Raw genomic sequence first — 20851 nt, forward strand, 5'->3', positions numbered from 1 at the left:
TCAGTAAACTTATTTTTCTTCGCGTATTCTTCCAGGTAGATCGCCGTTCCCACTCCAAGCAGAAGTGATACCGGGGCAACGACGCCCATGAGCCAAATGGTTCCGATCAAAGCTGTTTTAACCCCTGCCAGTTCAGGCTTTCGGGATGGCAGGCTTTGAAGGAACTGCATATCAAGGTAGCCGGCTCCTTGAGTGAGTATCCGATACAATAAGATTCCTAAAATCAATAATCCAAACATGGTAGCTGCCAGGAATATCAATTTAAACAGTACATTCTTATACAGCCTTGGTTTCATTTTGTTAATGACAGATGTATGGTCAATCAGCTTCATCAGTATTCCTCCCTAAAGCGGCGGGAAATGAACTGGGCGAACAGATTCATTACTAAAGTGAACAGGAAGAGTGTAAATCCAACCGCGTATATGCTGTAATAGATCGTTGTCCCGTAGCCGGCATCACCCTGGCTGACCTGGACAATATAGGCTGTCATGGTTTGGATGCTGTTTGTCACGTCCCACGAAAGGTTCGGAGTCGATCCGCCTGCCACTGCTACAATCATTGTTTCTCCGATTGCCCTTGATACTGCAAGAACAACGGAAGCAATAATGCCTGATAATGCTGCCGGCAGGACTACCTTAAAGGCCACCTCCAGCTTAGTCGATCCCATCGCAAGAGCCCCTTCCCGCATCGCACGCGGAACCGAAGACATAGCGTCCTCCGAAAGGGAAGCTATCATCGGCGTAATCATGATGCCGATCACAATTCCCGGGCTCAGGGCATTAAAGATTTCAAGAGAAGGAATAATATCCCGAAGGATTGGCGTTACAAATGTCAGTGCAAAAAAACCGTAAACAATCGTCGGTATGCCGGCCAGAACCTCAAGGACCGGCTTAATGATCCTTCTTGTCCTGTCAGATGCATACTCACTCAAAAAGATGGCCGATGCGAGGCCGATTGGCACCGCAACTATAACAGCAATGGCTGTTACTTTCAATGTTCCTGAAACAAGCGGCAGAATCCCATATGAACCCTGTGATTCAGAGAAAGGATACCATTTCTGGGCGGTCAGGAACTCACCTATGCTCACCTTGTCAAAAAAGATGAATGTTTCTACAATAAGAGTCATGACAATGCCGATCGTCGTCAGCACTGAAACTGCAGCTGTCAGCAGCAGAAGCCAAGGTACGAGCTTTTCAATTATATTTCCTGCATTTTTCTTTTGCTTTTTTTCCTGAATCATTTCCTGGACGGAAAATGTGTCCGATGACTTTAATAGTGCCAAAATGAAAACCCCTTTCATCCGCATAGCAAGATGAGAAGCACAGGTGACGCGCTTCCCATCATAAAATTGTTAAATATTATTTAAGGCCTTCTAATGTCTTCATTGCCTCATCATACTCTTCATCCTTCAGCTTTACATAGCCTACATCTTCTGAAAGGACGCCGGCATTCTCGATCGTATATTTGACAAACTCATAAACTTCTTCATTTTTAAGCGATTCGTTTTTCACATAAGTGAAGAGCGGCCTTGACAATGGTGCATATTCTCCGCTTTCTACTGTTTCATTGTTCGGTTCAACAGGGCCGTTTCCGCCGTCAATCGGAACAACCTTCAGGCTGTCTTTGTTTTCAGCATAATAAGCATAGCCGAAGTAGCCAATAGCGTTTTTGTCGCCTGTTACACCTTGTACCAGTACGTTGTCATCCTCAGAAAGTGTGGCTTTTTCAACGATAGGCGCTTCTTCAAGGATTACTTCATCAAAATAGTCATATGTGCCGGAATCTGTACCTGGTGAATAGAATTTAATTTCCTCTTCAGGCCAGCCTTCACGGATATCGGACCATTTTTTCACTGATCCATCTTCAATCCACATTTTCTTCAGTTCTTCAACAGTCAGGTGATCAACCCAGTCATTGTCTTTGCTTACTACAACAGAGAGGCCGTCATTGGCAAGTTTGAATTCTGTGTATTCAATTCCTTTGCTTTCAAGCTCTGCTGCTTCTTCTTCTTTAATCGGACGGGATGCGTTGCTCAAATCTGTGTCACCGGCGATGAATGCCTTAAAGCCTCCGCCAGTACCTGATGATGCAACAGAAACTTTTACTCCAGGCTGTTCCATTCCGAACTCTTCAACGACAGCTTCCATGATTGGATATACAGTAGAAGAACCATCGATATTAATTTCGCCTTGAAGCTGCTTATCTTCATCACTTGCTTGCTCTGTGCTGTTGCCTCCGTCTGTTTGGGAACCATTTGTTGTTCCTTCTTCAGAGTTGCCGCAAGCTGCTGTGAATGCTAGCACTGCCCCGATCATTGCTGATAGTGCCAAGTACTTAAAGCTTTTCATTTCTTTATTCCCCCTAAGAGATTTGGTTGTTTTGTCCTACGAGTATTAGAATAAGGCTTTTCTATTAATCTGGTTTTAACTAAATGTAAAGCTTTTGTAAATGAGGTCTCCTTTTGTATTAAAATGTCGGATTTGAGGGAATGAAGATAAATTTGAACATAGAAAAGCCTGTCCCCGGAGGAGACAGGCTTATACTTATAATGAAAGATTTATATAGCTGCTGATTTATGTTCCAGGCACTTCGCTTTCCGCGGGGTCTCAAAAACTCTGCTGCCTCCTGCAGGACGTTGAATCTGCTTCTTCAAACTGCCCGCGCAGGAGAAAAATGCGCATGCATTTTATGATGAGTCTGCGTGCCTTGCTTATTACAGTCCAGCTTCCTCACGTTCAGCTTCCTGGCCTTCTTTTACATCTTCAATATTCTCCACTTTTTGGACTGCTTCTTCTTTATCTTTATTTTCTTCGGCACGCTTCTTCTTCAGATCGAAATAGGCATCCAGCACACGCTCGCCGATTTTTTTGTTGGCTCCATGATCCACGCTTCCCTGGTAGGCCCATGGGACTAGAACAGCCATGGCTACCTCAGGATTATCTGAAGGTGCATAGCTTACAAGGCTCAGGTTCATGGTTTCAGGCGGCTCCTTGCCGAAATCCTCTCTTCTTGGTCCATCGTAGAAGGCCTCCGCAGTCCCCGTTTTCCCTGCCGGCTTATAAGTTTTCCCTTTTCCGCCAAAGCTTCCGTAAGCTGTGCCGCCCGGCTCCTGCATAACCCTCCTGAAGCCTTCCTGGACGCGTTCAATCCAGTTTTCTTCTACATCAAGCCTGTTCAAGACCTTCGGCTTGATTTCCTCAAGAATCGGCCCGAGTTCACTGTTGTCCATCAGAGGCTCACGGATTTCTTTGACAATATGGGGCTCCATCCGGTTGCCGCCGTTGGCGATAGTGGAAACATATTGGGCAAGCTGCATATTGGAATAGGTGTCATACTGCCCGATTGCAAGGTCAAGCATAAAACCGGGCTTGTCGCTCATCCCCTTGAATCCGGTCTGCTCATTCGGCAGGTCGATTCCTGTCCTGACCCCAAGGCCAAATTGCGCGAAGGAATCCCGGATTGTATCAAACCCTTCCTCATTGAGCGGGAGCGGCCTGTCCGGCTTATAGACACCGTCCCCGATCCTTATGGCTGTCTGGAACATATAGACGTTGGAGGAATATTTCAGCGCATTGATATCATCTAGCGGCCCAAAGTTCTTCCATGATTTTTTTATTGGAGTGCCTTTGATTCGCAGAGGCCCGTCGAAGATGACTGACCCCGGCTGGATGACCCCTTCTTTATAGCCCGTAAGGATGGTGGCACCCTTTACAGCTGATCCGACATTATAGGTCGTCGTAATATTTCCCAGGGCATCATCCTGCATCTCGCCGTCAACGATTTTCTTGCCGGCCATCGTCAGGATTTCCCCGGTCATCGGATCCATCAGGACGGTATATGCCCTGTCTAGAAGTGCGGTTCCAGGGGAACGCTTGGCGGCCCTGAGCTCTTCCTCAAGGATCTTTTCCACTTCCTTCTGAAGTTCCATATCGATGCTCAGGACCAGGTCCTTGCCCCTTTGCCCTTCGCTGATCGTCTCAGTCTTCAGAAGGCTTCCGCCTTTATCGGTTATATTTTTAACCTTTGCTTTCTGGCCATGAAGGACATCCTCATATTGCAATTCGATATAGCTTTTCCCGACCCTGTCATTGCGGCTGTAATCTCGTGCCAGGTAATAATCCACCTTTTCCGCAGGCAGGCCTTCATCTGATTTTGAGATCCTTCCCAGCACCGATTGCAGCGTGCTGCCAAAAGCATAATATCTTTCCCAGTCAGTTGTCGTGTCCACGCCTGGAAGGAATTGAAGATTTTCACTGACAACTGCAAATTCTTCATTGGTGACATCTTTATTTTTCACGATTTGCGGAGTCAATGCATATCCGCTTGTGAAATCCCTGTAGATCGCCAGAATTTCTAAATCTTTATCTGTGAGGGAACTCAGCTCTTCCTCTGTGATGCGATCCAGTTTCAAATCATATACTTTTTTATTGAACTCTTTATCATCTTCATATTTTTCCTTTAAGGCATCAAGCTCTTTTTGTGTTACTTTTGCATCTGCCTTTTCCTGGTTCTTTATGATCCAGTAATCTTTCTTATCCCTCTCCTGGACTTTTTCTGTATCCTTCTGAATCAGGCTGGCCAGATTTTCCGCTACCTTAAGCATTTCCTCCTGGCTTGCGCCTTTATTTGTGTAAGTGATGGCATTCTGCGGCGTATTGTCCACAATTACCTTGCCAGTGCTGTCAAACATCTTGCCCCGCGGAACAGGGTTATTGACAGTCACGTCCTCCGTCCTCTCAATTTCCCTTTTGTAGTCATCCCCATACACAATCTGAACAACGCCAAGGCGAAGGATCAGCATGGAAAACAGCAAAAATACAGCAAAGAACAGCATGTTCAGCCTCATAGGCACATGGTTCTTCTTTTTTCTCTTTTTATTCAAAACAGCAGCACACTTCTTTCCTCATGAATTGTCTTCTTATATTGTAAAAGAAAGTAGAAAATATTTCTATAAACAGCCTGCTGGTTTTAACAGGAAATAATTAGCTTTCGGCACACAAAAAGAGGAGGGCAGGCTCCCTCCCCCTCCTATGCAGGCTTGATTTGAATTTTACGATAGAAGAAGTAAATCACTGAATGGCCTGCCCCCACGAACAGCAACAGAATGGGAATACTCTTTTCCTCGCTGAAAAAAGTTACTGCACCGAGGAAGCAGAGAATGGATACAACCCTGCCCATATTCAGAAATACTTCCCTGACGACAATATACTCAATCCTCATCTCAGCTGCTCGCCAGCCTGTTCCGATAACATCATAGGTCATGGAAACATAGGGAACAAGCAGCAGGGGATAAGCAATGGCAATCGAAGCCGCATACATGAGCAGCCTTGCGTACGTAACATCAATGATGATAAAAAAGATGCTGGCATATAGAATCAGTCCGCCAGCCAGGATCGATTTTTTGCGGTATTTCTTTTTTATGAGCCTTGATGCAAGATAATACGCTACAAAGGCAATGCCCGAATTGATCAGCCCGAATGTCCCAAGAGCCATTTCACTGCCTGTCGATATAAAAACGAAGACAGAGATGACAAACACGAAGGTCCCCTCACGAAGCCCCTGAAAAAAATGTGCATTGGTGACAAGCTTCCAGTTGGGGTTATTATTTCTTTCTTTAAAGATGCGGACAAACCAATAGCCCCCTTCTGCAGGACGGCGCTTCAGAAAAAAGCTTAAAAAGACAGCAAGTGAGAACAGGACTAGAGAAAGTCCAAAAACAATCGAATAGCCTGTGAATTTTTCCAGCCTGGAAATGATGAAGCCTGCTGAAATGGGTCCAATCATCCCTCCGACTGAAGAAAGGATCCCAAGAAATCCGTTGAAAAAATCCCGCGTATCCGGCTCAGTAATTTCAAAGGTAAGCACATTAAACGCCAGCCAATAGAAACCATATCCCATTCCAAGCAGCGCTCCAAGGAGCAGCAGGAATTGGGATGCCTTTGTGCCGATGATCAGGACAGTCAAATAAAACAGAGCCAGGCATATGACGCCGATCCTCAGGACAATGACCCTGTCAATCTTCTTTGCCCATCTTCCTGCAAGTATAAAGGTAAGCGGCTGAATGACGACAATCGATAAATTATACAATCCCAGATCCTTGAATTCCCCTGATTGCTTCCATAAATAAATATTTACAAAAGTGTTTGAAAGAGCAACACTCAAAGAATAAAGCCCCCCGATTAATAGCAGCAGGGTCAGGTCTTTATTCAGCTCAATATTTCCGATCAGCTTATTCAATTTGCTCATTTTATAAAAACTCCCCTTTGTTTCTAAGGGTAGTCTTCTACAATGGGGACTTGCTTATTCATCCCTGAACGCTTTGATTGCATGCAAAAAGGCAGCAGACGAATCTGCTGCCTATCCTGGATGGAAAGATTATTTTGCTGAGCTGTAGCGCTTGGACACTTCTTCCCAGTTAACTGCATTAAAGAAGTTATTGATATATTCCGGACGGCGGTTTTGATACTTGAGGTAGTATGCATGCTCCCAAACATCAAGGCCAAGGATAGGCGTTTTGCCTTCCATCAATGGAGAGTCCTGGTTTGGAGTGCTAGTTACTTCAAGCTCGCCGTTGTTGACTACGAGCCAAGCCCAGCCAGAACCAAAGCGTGTAGTTGCAGCTTTTGCGAACTCTTCTTTGAAGCTTTCGAAGTTGCCGAATTTGCTGCTGATGGCGTCTTGAAGCTCGCCAGTCGGCTCGCCGCCGCCATTTGGAGAAAGGATCTGCCAGAATAAAGAGTGGTTGGCATGCCCTCCGCCATTGTTTCTTACTGCTGTGCGGACTGATTCAGGAACAGCATCAAGATTCGAAACGACTTCCTCAACTGTTTTTGAAAGAAGCTCTTCATTGCCTTCCAATGCATTGTTAAGGTTTGTTACATATGTGTTATGGTGCTTCGTGTGGTGGATGTTCATTGTTTCTTTGTCAATGTTTGGCTCCAGCGCATCGTAAGCATAAGGTAATTGCGGTAATTCAAATGCCATAATAAATTCCTCCCTATGTATCATTATTTAGCTTCCGAACGGCATCTATTCCATTTTTCAGAAAATAGAATCGTTCTAAAAGTCTTTAATGTTAGATTACCAAACTTGGGTAATCCTTTCAAACAAAATGCTTTGCCTGACAGATATACAATACCCTCTCTTCTCCCTTTTATGCATGTAGCGGTCATAAAACGAGAAACAGGAAGTACACAATCATGACTGTCTGAATGAAACCCTTTGCCGCAATGCTGCTGACAAAGCCGACAACCGATCCCATCCCGATTTTTGCAGCTTCCCTGATGCCCTTCCTATGGACAATCATTTCAGCGGCGATGGCGCCGATGAAGGGGCCGATCAGTATCCCTAAAACCGGGATGACAAAAGGGCCGGCCAGGATGCCGATCGTGCTTCCCCAGATTCCCGCCTTTGAACCTCCGTATTTCTTGATGCCAATCATATTGGCCGCATAATCGGCTCCGAACAGAAGAAGGACGAACATCCCCTGGACGAGCCAGAACAGCCACCCGAAGGGCTCAAAAGAATAGGACAGCCCATAAACAACAAATCCTCCGATGATGAAAAGGACGCTTGGGATGATGGGCAGAAAGAGGCCAATAAAAGCAATCGCAAATAAAATAATGATAATCGTCCAGTATACATATTCCATTAGACCAGCACCTTCGACTTTTTATTTTTCTATCCACTCTGAAAAAGGAAAAAGCAAGAGGTTTCCCTCTTGCTTACTATACACTAATTGTCTTCTCCTAAAACAGCCTCTGCAATGTTCACAGCATGATCACCGATACGCTCCAGATTGCTGATAATGTCCACATAAACAATTCCCGCCTGTCCGGTGCATGTCCCTTCATTCATCCTGATGATATGCTGCTTCCTCAGCTTTCTTTCCATCTTGTCAATTTCCTCTTCTTTTTTGACAACATGCCTTGCAGCTTCCTTATCATTATGGTCAAGCGATTCGAGGGATTCCTTTACCGTTGAAATCGTCAAAGCGAACATATCTTCAAGGTCATTCATCGCCGATTCAGTGATTTTCACTTTATTGGCCTGCTGATATTCAATCAGTTCAATGATGTTTTCAAAGTGGTCGCCGATCCGCTCGATGTCCCTTACTGTATCCATTAGCACTGTATGTTCTTCAGACTCATTTTCAGAAAGTGAGCTTGTTGATAGATTAATCAGATAATCTGTAATCTTGCGGTCAAGATTATTGATAGCTTCTTCAAGCTGATAGGTACTGTCTGAATGCTTTTTCAGCTTTGTCTTTAAGAACAGGTTTGTTTCTTCAAGGCCTTTAACCGCAAACGATCCCATCCTGAGCACTTCTTCCTTCGCCTGGCCAAGGGCAATTGAAGGAGACTGTTCTATAAACACCGGATCAAGATGCTTCGCTTTATAGTCAACAACTGAATCTTCGCCCGGAATCAGCTTTGTGACTATGAAGGCAAGCGCCGCTACAAATGGAAGCTGAATCAATGTGTTGGACGCATTGAAGATCCCGTGTGCAAACGCAATTGTCATTTCCGGATTGAGACTAAGCTTATCCTGTAAAGCTGAAATCAGCAGATTGAACGGATGAAGCAGTATCAGGAATATGGTTGTCCCGATCAGATTGAAAAGGACGTGTACAGCTGCCGCTCTCCTCGCTGCGACAGAGGCCCCAATGGCTGCCAGCACGGCAGTAATGGTTGTACCGATATTATCCCCGAAGAGGACTGGCAAAGCTGCATCAAGATTGATCAGATTCTCAGAGAATAAGCCCTGCAGAATCCCGATTGTCGCACTCGAGCTTTGGACGATGACCGTGAACAATGTACCGACCACTACACCAAGGATCGGGTTGGAGCTCATATTGACTGTTAGATCGTGGAATGCCTCAAGCCCCCTGAGCGGCTTCATTCCCCCGCTCATCAGTTCAAGTCCATAAAATAATGCCCCGAATCCAAAAACGATCTGCCCGGCATTATGTACTTTTTTATTTTTAAAGAAGAATAGCATGATCGATCCCAATGCTATGATTGGAAGTGCATATTCCCCAACATCAATACCAATGATGAACGCCGTTACCGTCGTTCCGATATTTGCACCCATGATGACGCCAATTGCCTGGCGCAGGGTCATGAAGCCGGCACTGACAAGACCGACGGTGATGACTGTTGTAGCAGAGCTGCTCTGGATAAGGATCGTGACAATGATCCCCGCGAGAACACCCATGACCGGATTGGTAGTAAACTTGTCCAATATATCCCTAAGTTTATCACCGGCCGACTTTTGAAGGCCGTCGCCCATGAATTTAATACCGTATAAGAAAATACCAAGGCCGCCCAAAAATTCAAAAAGCATTTGCTGGATGTTTAGTTCCACCATTTTTCAACCCCTATAACTTTTTAGATTCGACATTAATCTACAAACCCCACATCATTATGTATGATGGGTAAATAAAAAGTAAAGATTCCTTCAGCCAAATTTACAATACCTTAACATTTAAGCCTAATGTTACAGTTGTGTTACAAATCTGTTTATGGATCATACTTGTACATATAGGGCTCTGCGGCTAAAATAAATGGTGAATCTTTTTAAGGGTGTGTCAAAATGAATGTATTTAAACAGTTTTTTAAAAGTCTTTATTCCCCAAGGGATATAGCAGCCTTCCGTTTTCAGGGAATCGGGAAGACAATTCTCTATGTTTTCCTCCTTACCCTACTGTCTGTCCTGCCAACCATTTATTATTTCAGCACGGCCATCATGTCAGGAGCAGATGCTGCCCGTGAGAGCCTGGCAGAGGATATCCCTGACTTTACGATTGAGAACGGGGAACTGAATTCCGATCAAAAAGCTCCGATCATCATCAATAAAAACAGCTTTACCATTGTATTTGACTCAACAGGCACCGCCAATAAAGAAGAGCTGGCCGATTCCAATATGGCCCTCGCTATGCTAAAAGATGAATTTATGTTTGTTGCAGGCGGGCAGGTGCAAACGTATTCTTATTCAATGGCAGGCGATCTGACTTTGACGAAGGAAGACGCAGTATCCTTCCTGGATTCCATTGATTCAGTCCTGGTCATTTTCATCATTATTATGGCTTTAGTCATTTACCTGTTCAGCACCGCGGTTAAATTCATTGAGGTTTCCGTACTGGCGCTGATCGGCCTCCTTCTCCGCAGCATTGCCGGCCGCCGCCTGCAATACAGGCACTTATGGCGGATGGCCGCATACAGCGTCACGCTGCCGACTGTCTTCTTTGCGGTCATGGGCGCTTTGCAGACAAATGTGCCAAGCGGCTTCATGATCAACTGGTTTGTGTCCATCATCATCCTGATGCTGGCAATAAAGGAAGTGCCTATGCCAAAAAGCAAGCAATAAGCGTCAGTAATCAAGCTGTATTCTCAGCCGGATTACCCTTCCAATTTGCATATGAAAAAGGCGGACCATTCGGGCCGCCTTTTTTCATTCATTAATATTTAAACAATGATATGGTTTCCGCAAGCGACCCGGAAAGGGAGATAAGGCTCTCACCCGCATCATGGCTTCTTTTAGTCTTGGCTGCCTGCTCATTGGAAGCTGAAATCATTTGTTCTGCACTTGCAAGTGTTTCCTGGCTTACGGAGGCAAATCCTTCTGCTGCAGCCTCGGCTTCAGGCAATATCCCATTCAGGACGGCCAGTCCCTTCTCGGACTCTTTAATCATCATGCTAACTGATGAAATTTCCCGCATGAGTACATCAAATGTGTTCCTGCTTTTCTCCGCTGCCTCCAGATGAATCTCAAAGTTTTCCTGCATCTCCTGGAAGCCATCTGAAGCTTTAGCAGAAATACTCTCCATCTCTGCTATAGTTCCTGTTATATTTTCAGCAGCTTTTGAAGACTGCTCTGCCAGCTTCCTTACTTCATCAGCCACAACCGCGAAGCCTTTTCCTGATTCCCCTGCCCTTGCTGCCTCTATGGCCGCATTCAGGGCAAGAAGCTTTGTCTGCCCGGCAATATCCTGAATCAGCGTGACCACCTGTGCGATCTTATCTGAATAATCCCTTACCTCCTGTACAGAGGCAGAAACTGCTTTAAACTCCTTCTCATAGTTTCTCACGGTATGAACAAGATCCTTGATGCTTTCTTCACCTTCTGATGCGGATGTATTCATTGAGCTTGCGCTGGCAGTCATACTTCCCATCATCTGAGAGATGCTTTCGATTGAATTTTTCATTTCCTGAAAAAGCTGAATGCTTTTCTCTGAACTTCCTGCGGTTTCTTCTGCCCCGGCCCTTACCATGCGGATGGCTTCATTAAGGTGTTCCTGCTCTTCCAGAACCAGGCCGGAAATTTCCTGCAGATCAGCGCCTGTCCATGTCAAATCCCTGGATGTATCCGAAATGCGGATGATCAGCTCCCTCATCTGGCTCATCATGCTATGAAAACTTTTTATCAGAGATGTAATCTCCGGGATTGTGGTTCGTGATTCTGCTTTTAAGTCAAGGTTACCCTTCCTGGCCTGCTTCATAATATCTCTTAACGTATTAAGCGGGCCTGTAATGCTTCGGACCAGCAGCAAGATGAGGAGGGCAGCAGCCGCTATACTGGCAATCGCTGCAATAAGTATGTATGTAGCCATGTCATAAACATTGTGCAGGTATTGCTCTTGCGGGATGGCTATTAAAAATACCCCATTAAGCTCCTGGACATTGTGATAGGAAAGGGTATATTCCTTTCCATTCAAATTTTCATGGGCAATCCCGGTTTTTGTTTCCTGGATGCCGGCCAAAAGCTTCTCCGGAAACTTCAATGAAGATTTTTTACTGACATCAAAAGCTTCCGCCTTTCCTCCCGAAATAAGAAAATATTCACCGTGCAGCCCATCTTTTGCCAGCTCCGCTTCCTGTCCCTTTAGCACCTGGTTTACCTTTTTGCTGAACTCATCTTCTTTTCCCACGTAAATGAACATCAAGTTCTGTGCAAGCTGGTAAAAGGTTTTTGTTTCTCTTTCCAGCCTTTGCTCCATAAGCTCTACCGCTGTATCTTTTGACTTTTCATATGAGATATAGGCAACTGCTGAAATGGCCGCAACAAGCAGCCCCAAAGTCAGGAACAGAAGCCTGAATTGCAGCGGCATCCTTGCCATGAGATTTTTCCCGGTTATTCTTAACTTCATACTCTGCAATGGCCTGGCAAAACGTTTGCCAGCCTTTTTAAGTTTGATGAAATACTGTGTTGTTTTTGCCAAAATACTCTCTCCCCCTCTAATACCTTCAATTATAGAGAGGGATTGTTAAGCTTTTGTAAAAAAGCAGTAATATTTTCCTAAATCATTTTTCGTGTGCATAGCTTGTTCTATCCTTGAATGTACAGGCATACATTCAGTATAAAAATACTGCGGATCGGAGGCTGTGCCCAATGAAACGGATTGCTGCGCTGCTGATTGCTGTTCTTGCCATATATATTATATTTTATGATCTGGGCCGCGGGACCCTTCCTGCCCCTGACCAGGCCCCAGCCCTTGAAGCTTCTTCCATTGTGGAGCCGGATGAGGATGCTTTGGCCTATTTTGAACAAAAAGCAGTTCCCGGGGAGACTGTCCTGACAATCGTCGAGAGGCATCTGGACAGCTCAGTTCCCGTTTCCATCTCCCGGGTAGCAGCAGATTTTGAAAAGCTTAACAGCGGAGTGAAGGCCGGGAAGATTCAGGCAGGCAAAATTTATAAATTTCCGGATTACGCAAAAACTAGCAATTGAAAAGATAAATGCCAGAACCATCATTCTTGTCAATTCAGCAGGTTCATTGATACAATAGGATATAGTTTGACAGCGGCAGGACTTTGCAATGCGCTGCTGAAAATTCATTTTATATTGTTCCAATTCCATATTTAAAGGAGCGAATCACCATTGAGTGAAATTATACATCGTACCAAAACCCGCCCGGTCAAAGTAGGCAACCTGACCATCGGCGGCAATAATGAACTTGTAATCCAAAGCATGACGACCACTAAGACGCATGATGTGGAAGCTACTGTTGCTGAAATTAAACGGCTTGAAGAAGCAGGATGCCAAGTGGTCCGGGTGGCGTGCCCTGACGAAAGAGCGGCAAATGCGATCGCTGAAATAAAGAAAAGGATCAATATCCCTCTTGTAGTGGATATCCATTTTGATTATAAACTGGCTCTTAAGGCTATCGAGGGCGGAGCTGACAAAATCAGGATTAATCCTGGTAATATCGGCCGCCGTGAAAAAGTGGAAGCAGTTGTTAAAGCTGCAAAGGAAAAAGGGATCCCGATCCGGATCGGTGTAAATGCCGGTTCACTGGAAAAGCGGATCATCGAGAAATACGGCTATCCGACCGCCGACGGTATGGTGGAAAGCGCCCTGCATCATATTAAAATCCTTGAAGACCTTGATTTCCATGACATCATTGTTTCCATGAAGGCTTCTGACGTCAACCTGGCCATCGAGGCTTATGAAAAAGCAGCCATGGCGTTTGATTACCCGCTTCACCTTGGAATTACAGAATCAGGGACCTTGTTTGCCGGCACAGTGAAAAGCGCCGCGGGCCTTGGTGCCATATTAAGCAAAGGCATCGGAAATACTTTAAGGATTTCCTTGAGTGCCGACCCTGTCGAGGAAGTAAAAGTCGCCAGGGAACTTTTGAAGTCATTCGGACTTTCATCCAATGCTGCTACACTCATTTCCTGCCCGACCTGCGGCCGGATCGAGATCGATTTGATCAGCATTGCCAATGAAGTGGAAGAATATATCCAGAAGATCAAAGCACCTATAAAAGTAGCTGTGCTAGGCTGTGCTGTAAACGGCCCTGGAGAAGCCCGTGAAGCAGATATCGGCATCGCCGGCGCCCGCGGGGAAGGCCTATTGTTCCGTAAAGGGAAAATAGTCCGCAAAGTCCCTGAAGATACAATGGTCGAAGAATTAAAAATCGAGATCGATAAAATCGCTGAAGAATACTATGCTAAACAAGAAGCTGAAAAGCAGCTTCAAATGAATGATTAAGCGGCTTGCCGCCCCTTCAGCTGAAGCAAATAAAAGACCGGCTCAATTGTGAGCCGGTCTTTTTTCCCTTTTCCGCCTAAAAGAACGGAAGGATAAAGATTCCGATGATAATGGAGACGGCACCGATGCCGATTGCCCAGGCCCCGGTTGTGCGCGCCCCTCTTCTGCGCGCTATGAAGCCGAGAATGATGCCGGCAGCGCCAAATAGAATTGGCAGGACAAACAGTGAAAGAATCGAAAGCGCTAAAGCTCCATACCCCATCATACCGCCAGAAAGGTCCATCCCGGCATTTTCTTCCCCGCGGTAGTCCTCCCCGCTGCTGTTTCTTCCCAGCGAAACAGGTGCTGCGATTTCGGCGGCTGTTTCTTCTGTATAATTCCTTGATCCATATTCATTATTTTCGCCAAGCTCTTCGCTGTGACGAAGGTCTTGTTCTTGCTGTGAGCGTTCTTGATCTGCCAATATAATCCCTCCGCTTTCAGAAGCCTGATTTGTTAGTAATGGCAAATTAGCTGCCCCCTTCTATAGGGGCATTATTTATTATCTGCTCTTTCCCCCTGTTTTACGATGCTAATGTATGGATAAAAAAACAGGCATTTCTCCTGCAATCCTTTTTGGCGGGCACTAGTTCTGTTAAGATGGTATGAGACATCCATATAAGGAGAAAAAACATATGAAAAGATTTGGCATTGATATCGATGGGACAGTGACCTGCCCTTCCTCGATCATCCCCTATTTGAATGAAGCGTTTCAATTAAACCTGACCCTGGAGGATGTAAAAGAGTATGACTTAAATCCCCTGGTTGACATAAGCGAAGAAGAATTTGCAAAATGGTTCCTTGATAATGAACCAAAGATTTATGCCAACTCCCCGCTGGCTTCAGGAGCAAAACAGGTCCTGAAAGAATGGGAATCAAAGCATGAGCTGTACTTTATCAGTGCACGCGGCTCTACCCTTCAGAAATTGACCGAAGAATGGTTTCTTGAAAACGAGCTTCATTTCCATCATGTAGAATTGATCGGCTCTCATGATAAAATCAGTACTGCAAAAAAGCACAAAGTGGATATATTCTTTGAAGACAAGCATGATAATGCAGTTGCGATCCATGAAGAATGCGGCATACCCGTCATCCTTTTTGATACACCTTATAATCGCGACCCGATCCCTGAAGGGGTTATAAGGGTGAAAGGCTGGTTTGAGGCGAAGGCAGCAGTTGAAAAGTGGCTGAAAGCTGAAAAATAAAAAACGAAAAAACCGGCCCCCAGGCCGGTTTTTCATTTATTAATGAACACAATCCGGGCAGCGGCCATAAATCTCGAATTTATGGCCGGAAACATCGTATCCCTTCAGGTTCTCCTGAAGCCCATTCATTGGGCAAGTATCAATCTCCTTTGTTTTGCCGCAATCAAGGCAGATAAAGTGATGGTGATGGTGATGGTGCGAGCATGTAAAACGGAAATGTTTCTCTCCGGACAGCTCGGTCATTTCAAAAATCCCCAAATCCACAAACAAAGAAAGGTTCCGGTATATAGTGTCAAAGCTTAACCCGGGATAATCGTCCTTCAATTTATCAAGTACATCTTTGGCAGTCAGGTATTTATTGCTGTCAGAAAAGAACTGCAGCATTTCCTCACGCTTCCCTGTATGTTTATATCCTTTTTCTTTTAAAAGAATCAAGGCTTCTTCCACATTCATTGCAATCACCTCTTTAAATCGCGCTGCCTTCTCCCGGCAGCTGTTCTTGGCCCTTCCTATGCCCCGGCTTTTTCAGAACCGGCTGCAAGTTTCAGGAGCAGGGATTTTATTAAAATGGTCAACACAAGAATTAGGACGGCAATCATTACAATCGTCCCTCCTGGAGCAAGATCCAGGTAATATGAAACCGACAGTCCCCCAAGGACAGAGATTTCACCAAAAATCACCGAGAAAAGAATGGTTTGCTTAAATCCTTTCGCAATGCGGATGCTGGCAGCTACCGGGAGTGTCATCAGGGACGAAACAAGCAAAATCCCGACAATTCTCATGGAGGCCGCAATGACCAGGGCAACCATTACGATAAAAATGAAATGGACACTTTTTGCGGCAATCCCGGATGCCTTTGCATGCTCTTCATCAAAGGAAAGCAAAAATAGCTCTTTATATAATAATACTATAAGAATTGCCACAACGGCGCTAATGATTAAAATTAACCACAGGTCTGTCCTGCTGACCGCACTTACACTTCCAAACAGGTAGCTGAACAGATCTGTATTGAAGCCATCCGCCAGAGAAATGAAGATCACCCCGATCCCGATGCCTCCTGAAAGAATGATCGGTATCGCAAGCTCCTGATAATGCTTATAAACAGCTCTCAGCTTTTCAATAAAAAGTGAGCCTGCAACTGAAAATGCCATTCCCATATACATCGGGTTCAGGCCGCCGGATAGCATAAGTTTCTTTTCCAGGAGGAGGCTGGCAGCAATCCCTGCAAGTGTAACATGGCTCAGGGCATCGGCTATCAGCGACAGCCTGCGGACAACAATGAATACACCCAGAATCGGGGCAATGATGCCGATAATAATGCCGGTCAAAAAAGCGTTCTGCAAAAATTCATATTGAAGGATTGCGGAGATCATAATGTCCCTCCTTCATGGTGATGATGGTGATGGTGATCGTCATGATGAAGGACGTGAAGCCCGTGACCGTAAAACTCAGAAACCTCATTCCGATCGAATTCTTCAAATTCTTCTGTCCTTCCATGAAAATGAAGATGCTTATTCAGGCAGGCTACATGCGAAACCTTATCGGTTATCGTACCAATGTCATGCGTGACAAGAACAAGCGTAATGCCCAGTTTTTTATTTAAATCCTCAAGCATCTGATAAAATGACTGTACATTCTGTGCATCAACCCCGACAGTCGGTTCATCAAGGATCATCAGTTTTGGGCTGCTGACAAGCGCTCTCGCAATGAAGACCCGCTGCTGCTGCCCTCCGGATAGCTCCCCTATATTGCGTCCGGAAAAAGCAGTTAAGCCGACTGATTCGATCGCTTCCGCAACTTTTTCCCGCTCCTGCCTGCCGGCAAAACGGAACAGGCCAAGCTTTTTCGTAAGGCCGCTTGAAACCACCTCAAAAACAGTCGCAGGAAATCCGGTATTGAAGGAGTTCGCCTTTTGGGAAACAAAGCCGATTTTTGATTGGTCCCTGAATTTTCCGATTGGCTGTCCAAACAGAAAAATCTCACCTTTCTGCGGTTTAAGAAGCCCCAGGACCATTTTTAGGAGAGTGGATTTTCCTGAACCATTCGGTCCTACTATCCCAAGGAATGCCCCTTCAGGTACAGTTAAATTTATATTTTCCAGCACATTTTCTTTTTCATATCTATAAGTGAGATTTGATATCTCAATTATGGGAGTTTGGTCTTTCATTTTTATCACCTTTTTAATATAAGAATGATTCCGATTTAACTTAAGTAGTATAACGGAACTTTTCCCTAAAGTAAAGAGAACCGGGCTGAATGGTTTAATTTTATTCTGGAGGCAATTTTCAGTAACATTTCCGGGCTATTGTACATATGGTACAGAGGAGGTGGGAGAAAATGAAAATATTCGAAAACATCATCAATCATAAAGTCAGCACGATAACGACTGAAGAGCTTTTAAAATACGCTAAGCAATTCCAAATATCCATAAATCAGACACAGGCAAAGCAGATTGCCAATTACTTAAGAGGTAAACAGGTAAACATCTTCCAGGATTCAGAACGCTCCAAAATCATTAAGGAAATTGCCAAAATTGCCGGATCCGACACAGCAAGGGAAGTAAACAAGCTGTTTATGCAATTTACGAAATAGAAATGCGGAAAAGCCTTGCTCAGCCCCAACAAGCATAAGACGCTTGGGAATAGAAGGCGTTCTTTGCCTTCAATTCCCAAGTGGCTTATGACTCGAGGGGCTAGGCTTTGGAGCTGGACAAATTAAAATGCGGAGGCGGCTTGCCCAGAGACGACAAGCATAAGACGCCAGAGAATTAAAGGCGTTCTTTGCCTTTAATTCTCTGGTGGCTTATGACTCGAGTCTCTAGCCGCTGGAGCTGGACAAATTGAAATGCGGAAAAGCCTTGTTCAGCCCCGACAAGCATAAGGCGCTTAGGAATAGAAGGTGTTCTTTACCTTGCTGGACAAATAGAAATGCGGAAAAGCTTTGCTCATCAGAGGAACGTATACTCAAAACTTCAGTTTAGTCTGCAGCCTATACCCAATATAAAGAACCATAGATGTTAGTATGGGCTGTTGATTTCCGTTGCAGGCACTTCGCTTTCCGCGGGGCGAAGTTGAGCCTCCTCACGCTCCGCGCTGCGGGGTCTCAACTTTTTCGCTGCAATCCCGCTGGAGTCTACGTGCCTTCCACTGCAATCAACAGGGTTAATGTAATTCTTTTCTGCTTAACACCTAATCGGCAGGGAATGATTACCTCTTTAGCCTGAAGCCTCTCTCATAAAAAATACAGCTGCAGCACCCTGCAGCTGTATTTCATTTATTTGCCTTCCATGATGTCCGAAAGAAGGTTTTCATTGAATTCCTTATTCCTGAGCATCTCAATTTCGTATTTGTATGGAGGCATTTTGCTGTTCTTATCTTCCCCGACAAATGGCGTCTCAAGGATTTTCGGGACTTCTGAAAGCTGCGGATGATGGACGATATAACTTAAAGCGTCAAAGCCGATATGTCCGTACCCGATGTTTTCATGGCGGTCCTTTTTCATTCCCCGCTCATTTTTGCTGTCATTGATATGAAGCACCTTCAGGCGGTCGAGCCCGACAATTTTGTCGAACTCATTCAAGACGCCATCAAAGTCTTCTACGATATTATAGCCGGCATCATGCGTATGGCATGTATCAAAGCAGACGGATAGATGATCATTATACTTGACCCCATCGATGATCATGGCCAGCTCTTCGAAGTTTCTCCCGCATTCAGAGCCTTTGCCTGCCATTGTCTCCAGAGCAATCTGGACATTTTCCTCGCCATTCAGGACTTCATTCAGCCCTTCAATGATTTTTTTGATGCCCTCTTCTGTTCCTGCACCAACATGCGCACCGGGATGAAGGACGATCTGTCGGGCGCCGATTGCTTCAGTCCGGTCTATTTCCGAACGCAGAAAGTTGACTCCCAGCTCAAAGGTCGAAGGATTTGTGGTATTTCCTATATTGATGATATATGGGGCATGGACAATGATATTGTCAATTCCATTGGCCTCCATATGGCGCCTGCCTTCCTCAATATTCAAATCCTCAATCTTTTTCCGGCGTGTATTTTGAGGGGCTCCTGTGTAAATCATGAAAGTGCTGGAGCCGTAAGATACAGCTTCCTCACTTGCGGCAAGGAGCATTTTTTTCCCGCTCATCGACACATGCGAACCAATTTTAAGCATTTCATTCTCTCCCTCCGGCAGCCTGCCTTTATTTCTTTTTAAGCCTTCTTTGGCGTTTCTTGATGCTCTCTACTTCTCTTTGTATTTTCTTTTTATAGCCTGGCTTTACATTTTTCGGTTTTTTCACACGGGATTGAGCATGGGCATCAATCTCATCCGTCTGCCTTTGCCGCTTTTTCCGTCTATTGCGGTCGCCCAAATCAATCCATTCACCCTTTTGAAGATCAACATGCTTGAACTCGATCCCCAGCTTTTCCAGCCTGTTCAGCGCATCTTCATCTGACGTATCATAAATCGTGAGAGCGATGCCGGAAGATCCTGCTCTTGCCGTGCGGCCTACACGGTGGATGTAAAAGTCCAGATCGGTCGGCAGCTCATAATTGATCACATGGCTGATTCCCTGGATATCGATGCCTCTGGCAGCAAGATCGGTCGCAACAATATACTGGAATTCCAGATCCATAATCTGCTTCATCATCTTCTTGCGCTCACGAGGGCTGAGATCTCCGTGAATGCGGCCTACTTTTAAGCCTTTTTGCATAAGGGCATCTGCGACTTCATCAGCCTTTTTCTTAGTATTTGTAAAGACGATCGCCAAATATGGATTAAATGCCTCCAATGCACGAAAGACAATTTCCGTCTTATTTTTGTGCTTTGAAGGGAGCAGATAATGCTCAATTTTTGCAGCTGCAATCTGCTTGGGCTCTATTTGGACGAATTTTGGATTTTCCAGATACTTTTTCAGAAATGGCTTCAGCTTTTCCGGGATTGTTGCCGAGAATACAAGCATTTGAAGCTTTTCAGGCATCTTGCCTGCAACCTGGTCTACATCTTCAAGGAAGCCCATATCCAGCATCAGATCAGCTTCATCCACGACCAGCATTGAAGCGGTATGGACGAGAAGTGCATTTTCCTTGACCAGGTCGTTGATCCGGCCCGGTGTCCCTACTACTACCTGGGGCTGCACTTTCAGCTTCTCAATTGTCCTCTGTTTATCTGTTCCCCCTATAAACAGTTTGGAGCTGATTTCCTCATCGCCATCAGCCTGCTCTGTTACTTTAAGTACTTCCTTATGGATCTGGGTGGCCAGCTCCCTTGTCGGAGCAGTTATGACAGCTTGTACCCCCTGCCTCGAAGGATCAATTTTCTGAAGGATCGGCAAAATATAGGAATGAGTCTTCCCGGTGCCTGTCTGGGACTGTCCAATCGCACTATCCCCTTTAAGGATAATCGGGATCAGGCGTTCCTGTATTTCTGTGGGCTCATAAAACCCGAGCTTTTTGACAGCTTCTATAATAAATGGCTTAAGTTCGTAGCGTTCGAATTTCGTTTCCGTCATAATTAACTCCTTATAGTTAGTGGCCGCAGCCTGAGTGGACAACTTGCCTCACCAGTCTTTGTCCATCATATTATTATAATAAAGTTTCATGCAAAAGACCACC

Annotated in this window: 19 protein-coding genes and 1 pseudogene; 5 read left to right on the forward strand and 15 right to left on the reverse strand. The window is 45.1% G+C overall.

Translation table 11 applies throughout. The features are described 5' to 3' along the window. From CYJ37_RS13955 to CYJ37_RS13990, 8 genes and pseudogenes are all read right to left on the reverse strand, one after another. Window positions 1-332: pseudogene (locus CYJ37_RS13955) on the reverse strand (phosphate ABC transporter permease PstA); the annotation flags it as partial. Next, on the reverse strand, window positions 332-1306 hold the full coding sequence (gene pstC / locus CYJ37_RS13960; RefSeq protein ID WP_009794879.1) for a phosphate ABC transporter permease subunit PstC: 975 nt from the start codon (window positions 1304-1306) through the stop codon (window positions 332-334). The gene pstC and the pseudogene CYJ37_RS13955, both read right to left, overlap by 1 nt. 52 nt (window positions 1307-1358) lie before the next feature. Then, window positions 1359-2348, reverse strand: coding sequence for a PstS family phosphate ABC transporter substrate-binding protein (locus CYJ37_RS13965; protein ID WP_009794878.1), 990 nt, complete (start codon window positions 2346-2348; stop codon window positions 1359-1361). Window positions 2349-2713: 365 nt separating this feature from the next. Continuing rightward, entirely contained in the window at window positions 2714-4882 is a 2169-nt protein-coding gene (locus CYJ37_RS13970; RefSeq protein WP_035403010.1) for a peptidoglycan D,D-transpeptidase FtsI family protein, read from the reverse strand. A gap of 146 nt (window positions 4883-5028) precedes the next feature. Beyond that, window positions 5029-6246, reverse strand: a complete 1218-nt coding sequence (locus CYJ37_RS13975; protein ID WP_101550310.1) for an MFS transporter — start codon at window positions 6244-6246, stop codon at window positions 5029-5031. Window positions 6247-6375: 129 nt separating this feature from the next. After that, complete coding sequence (locus CYJ37_RS13980; protein ID WP_009794873.1) at window positions 6376-6984, reverse strand: superoxide dismutase; 609 nt, start codon at window positions 6982-6984, stop codon at window positions 6376-6378. 184 nt (window positions 6985-7168) lie between these two features. Beyond that, window positions 7169-7651 carry a DUF456 domain-containing protein gene (locus tag CYJ37_RS13985; protein ID WP_009794872.1) on the reverse strand — a complete coding sequence of 161 codons (483 nt, stop codon included), beginning with the start codon at window positions 7649-7651 and terminating at the stop codon, window positions 7169-7171. An 83-nt stretch (window positions 7652-7734) separates the two neighbouring features. Further along, a complete protein-coding gene (locus tag CYJ37_RS13990; protein WP_009794871.1) occupies window positions 7735-9369 on the reverse strand; it encodes a Na/Pi cotransporter family protein in 1635 nt (544 codons plus the stop codon). 225 nt (window positions 9370-9594) lie between these two features. Here CYJ37_RS13990 and CYJ37_RS13995 point away from each other — a divergent pair, with 225 nt between their 5' ends. Beyond that, window positions 9595-10368 (forward strand): DUF1189 domain-containing protein, encoded by a 774-nt coding sequence (locus CYJ37_RS13995; protein WP_101550312.1) that lies wholly within the window; start codon window positions 9595-9597, stop codon window positions 10366-10368. 91 nt (window positions 10369-10459) lie between these two features. On the opposite strand, the gene CYJ37_RS14000 is transcribed toward CYJ37_RS13995, so the two are convergent. Continuing rightward, on the reverse strand, window positions 10460-12220 hold the full coding sequence (locus CYJ37_RS14000) for a methyl-accepting chemotaxis protein (protein ID WP_101550314.1): 1761 nt from the start codon (window positions 12218-12220) through the stop codon (window positions 10460-10462). Between the two features lie 170 nt (window positions 12221-12390). Here CYJ37_RS14000 and CYJ37_RS14005 point away from each other — a divergent pair, with 170 nt between their 5' ends. Further along, window positions 12391-12729: a hypothetical protein gene (locus CYJ37_RS14005; protein ID WP_101550316.1), complete on the forward strand. Its 339-nt coding sequence runs from the start codon at window positions 12391-12393 to the stop codon at window positions 12727-12729. A 150-nt stretch (window positions 12730-12879) separates the two neighbouring features. Next, entirely contained in the window at window positions 12880-13995 is a 1116-nt protein-coding gene (gene ispG / locus CYJ37_RS14010) for a flavodoxin-dependent (E)-4-hydroxy-3-methylbut-2-enyl-diphosphate synthase (protein ID WP_022544197.1), read from the forward strand. A 76-nt stretch (window positions 13996-14071) separates the two neighbouring features. Here the strand turns inward: ispG and CYJ37_RS14015 are convergent, their stop codons facing one another. Next, entirely contained in the window at window positions 14072-14503 is a 432-nt protein-coding gene (locus CYJ37_RS14015; protein WP_009794864.1) for a DUF308 domain-containing protein, read from the reverse strand. 166 nt (window positions 14504-14669) lie between these two features. Between CYJ37_RS14015 and CYJ37_RS14020 the strand changes: the two genes are divergently transcribed. Further along, window positions 14670-15239 (forward strand): hypothetical protein, encoded by a 570-nt coding sequence (locus CYJ37_RS14020; RefSeq protein WP_224951521.1) that lies wholly within the window; start codon window positions 14670-14672, stop codon window positions 15237-15239. Window positions 15240-15278: 39 nt separating this feature from the next. Here the strand turns inward: CYJ37_RS14020 and CYJ37_RS14025 are convergent, their stop codons facing one another. Genes CYJ37_RS14025 through CYJ37_RS14035 form a run of 3 tightly spaced genes read right to left on the reverse strand, consistent with a single transcriptional unit; the run spans window position 15279 to window position 17406 of the window. Further along, window positions 15279-15692: a Fur family transcriptional regulator gene (locus CYJ37_RS14025; RefSeq protein WP_022544199.1), complete on the reverse strand. Its 414-nt coding sequence runs from the start codon at window positions 15690-15692 to the stop codon at window positions 15279-15281. 56 nt (window positions 15693-15748) lie between these two features. Then, complete coding sequence (locus tag CYJ37_RS14030; protein WP_101550318.1) at window positions 15749-16612, reverse strand: metal ABC transporter permease; 864 nt, start codon at window positions 16610-16612, stop codon at window positions 15749-15751. Further along, window positions 16609-17406, reverse strand: coding sequence for a metal ABC transporter ATP-binding protein (locus CYJ37_RS14035; RefSeq protein WP_101550320.1), 798 nt, complete (start codon window positions 17404-17406; stop codon window positions 16609-16611). Before CYJ37_RS14035 ends, CYJ37_RS14030 begins: the two co-directional genes overlap by 4 nt. A gap of 170 nt (window positions 17407-17576) precedes the next feature. On the opposite strand from CYJ37_RS14035, the gene CYJ37_RS14040 reads away from it, so the two are divergent. Further along, complete coding sequence (locus CYJ37_RS14040) at window positions 17577-17831, forward strand: DUF2624 domain-containing protein (RefSeq protein ID WP_180827359.1); 255 nt, start codon at window positions 17577-17579, stop codon at window positions 17829-17831. A gap of 681 nt (window positions 17832-18512) precedes the next feature. Here the strand turns inward: CYJ37_RS14040 and CYJ37_RS14045 are convergent. After that, window positions 18513-19409 (reverse strand): deoxyribonuclease IV, encoded by an 897-nt coding sequence (locus CYJ37_RS14045; RefSeq protein ID WP_009791421.1) that lies wholly within the window; start codon window positions 19407-19409, stop codon window positions 18513-18515. Between the two features lie 28 nt (window positions 19410-19437). Then, window positions 19438-20748 (reverse strand): DEAD/DEAH box helicase, encoded by a 1311-nt coding sequence (locus CYJ37_RS14050; protein WP_009791420.1) that lies wholly within the window; start codon window positions 20746-20748, stop codon window positions 19438-19440. Window positions 20749-20851: the final 103 nt, after the last annotated feature.

Origin of the sequence: Bacillus sp. UMB0728, assembly GCF_002858875.1 — a bacterium.
GTDB classification, from domain to species: Bacteria; Bacillota; Bacilli; order Bacillales; family Cytobacillaceae; genus Bacillus_AB; species Bacillus_AB infantis.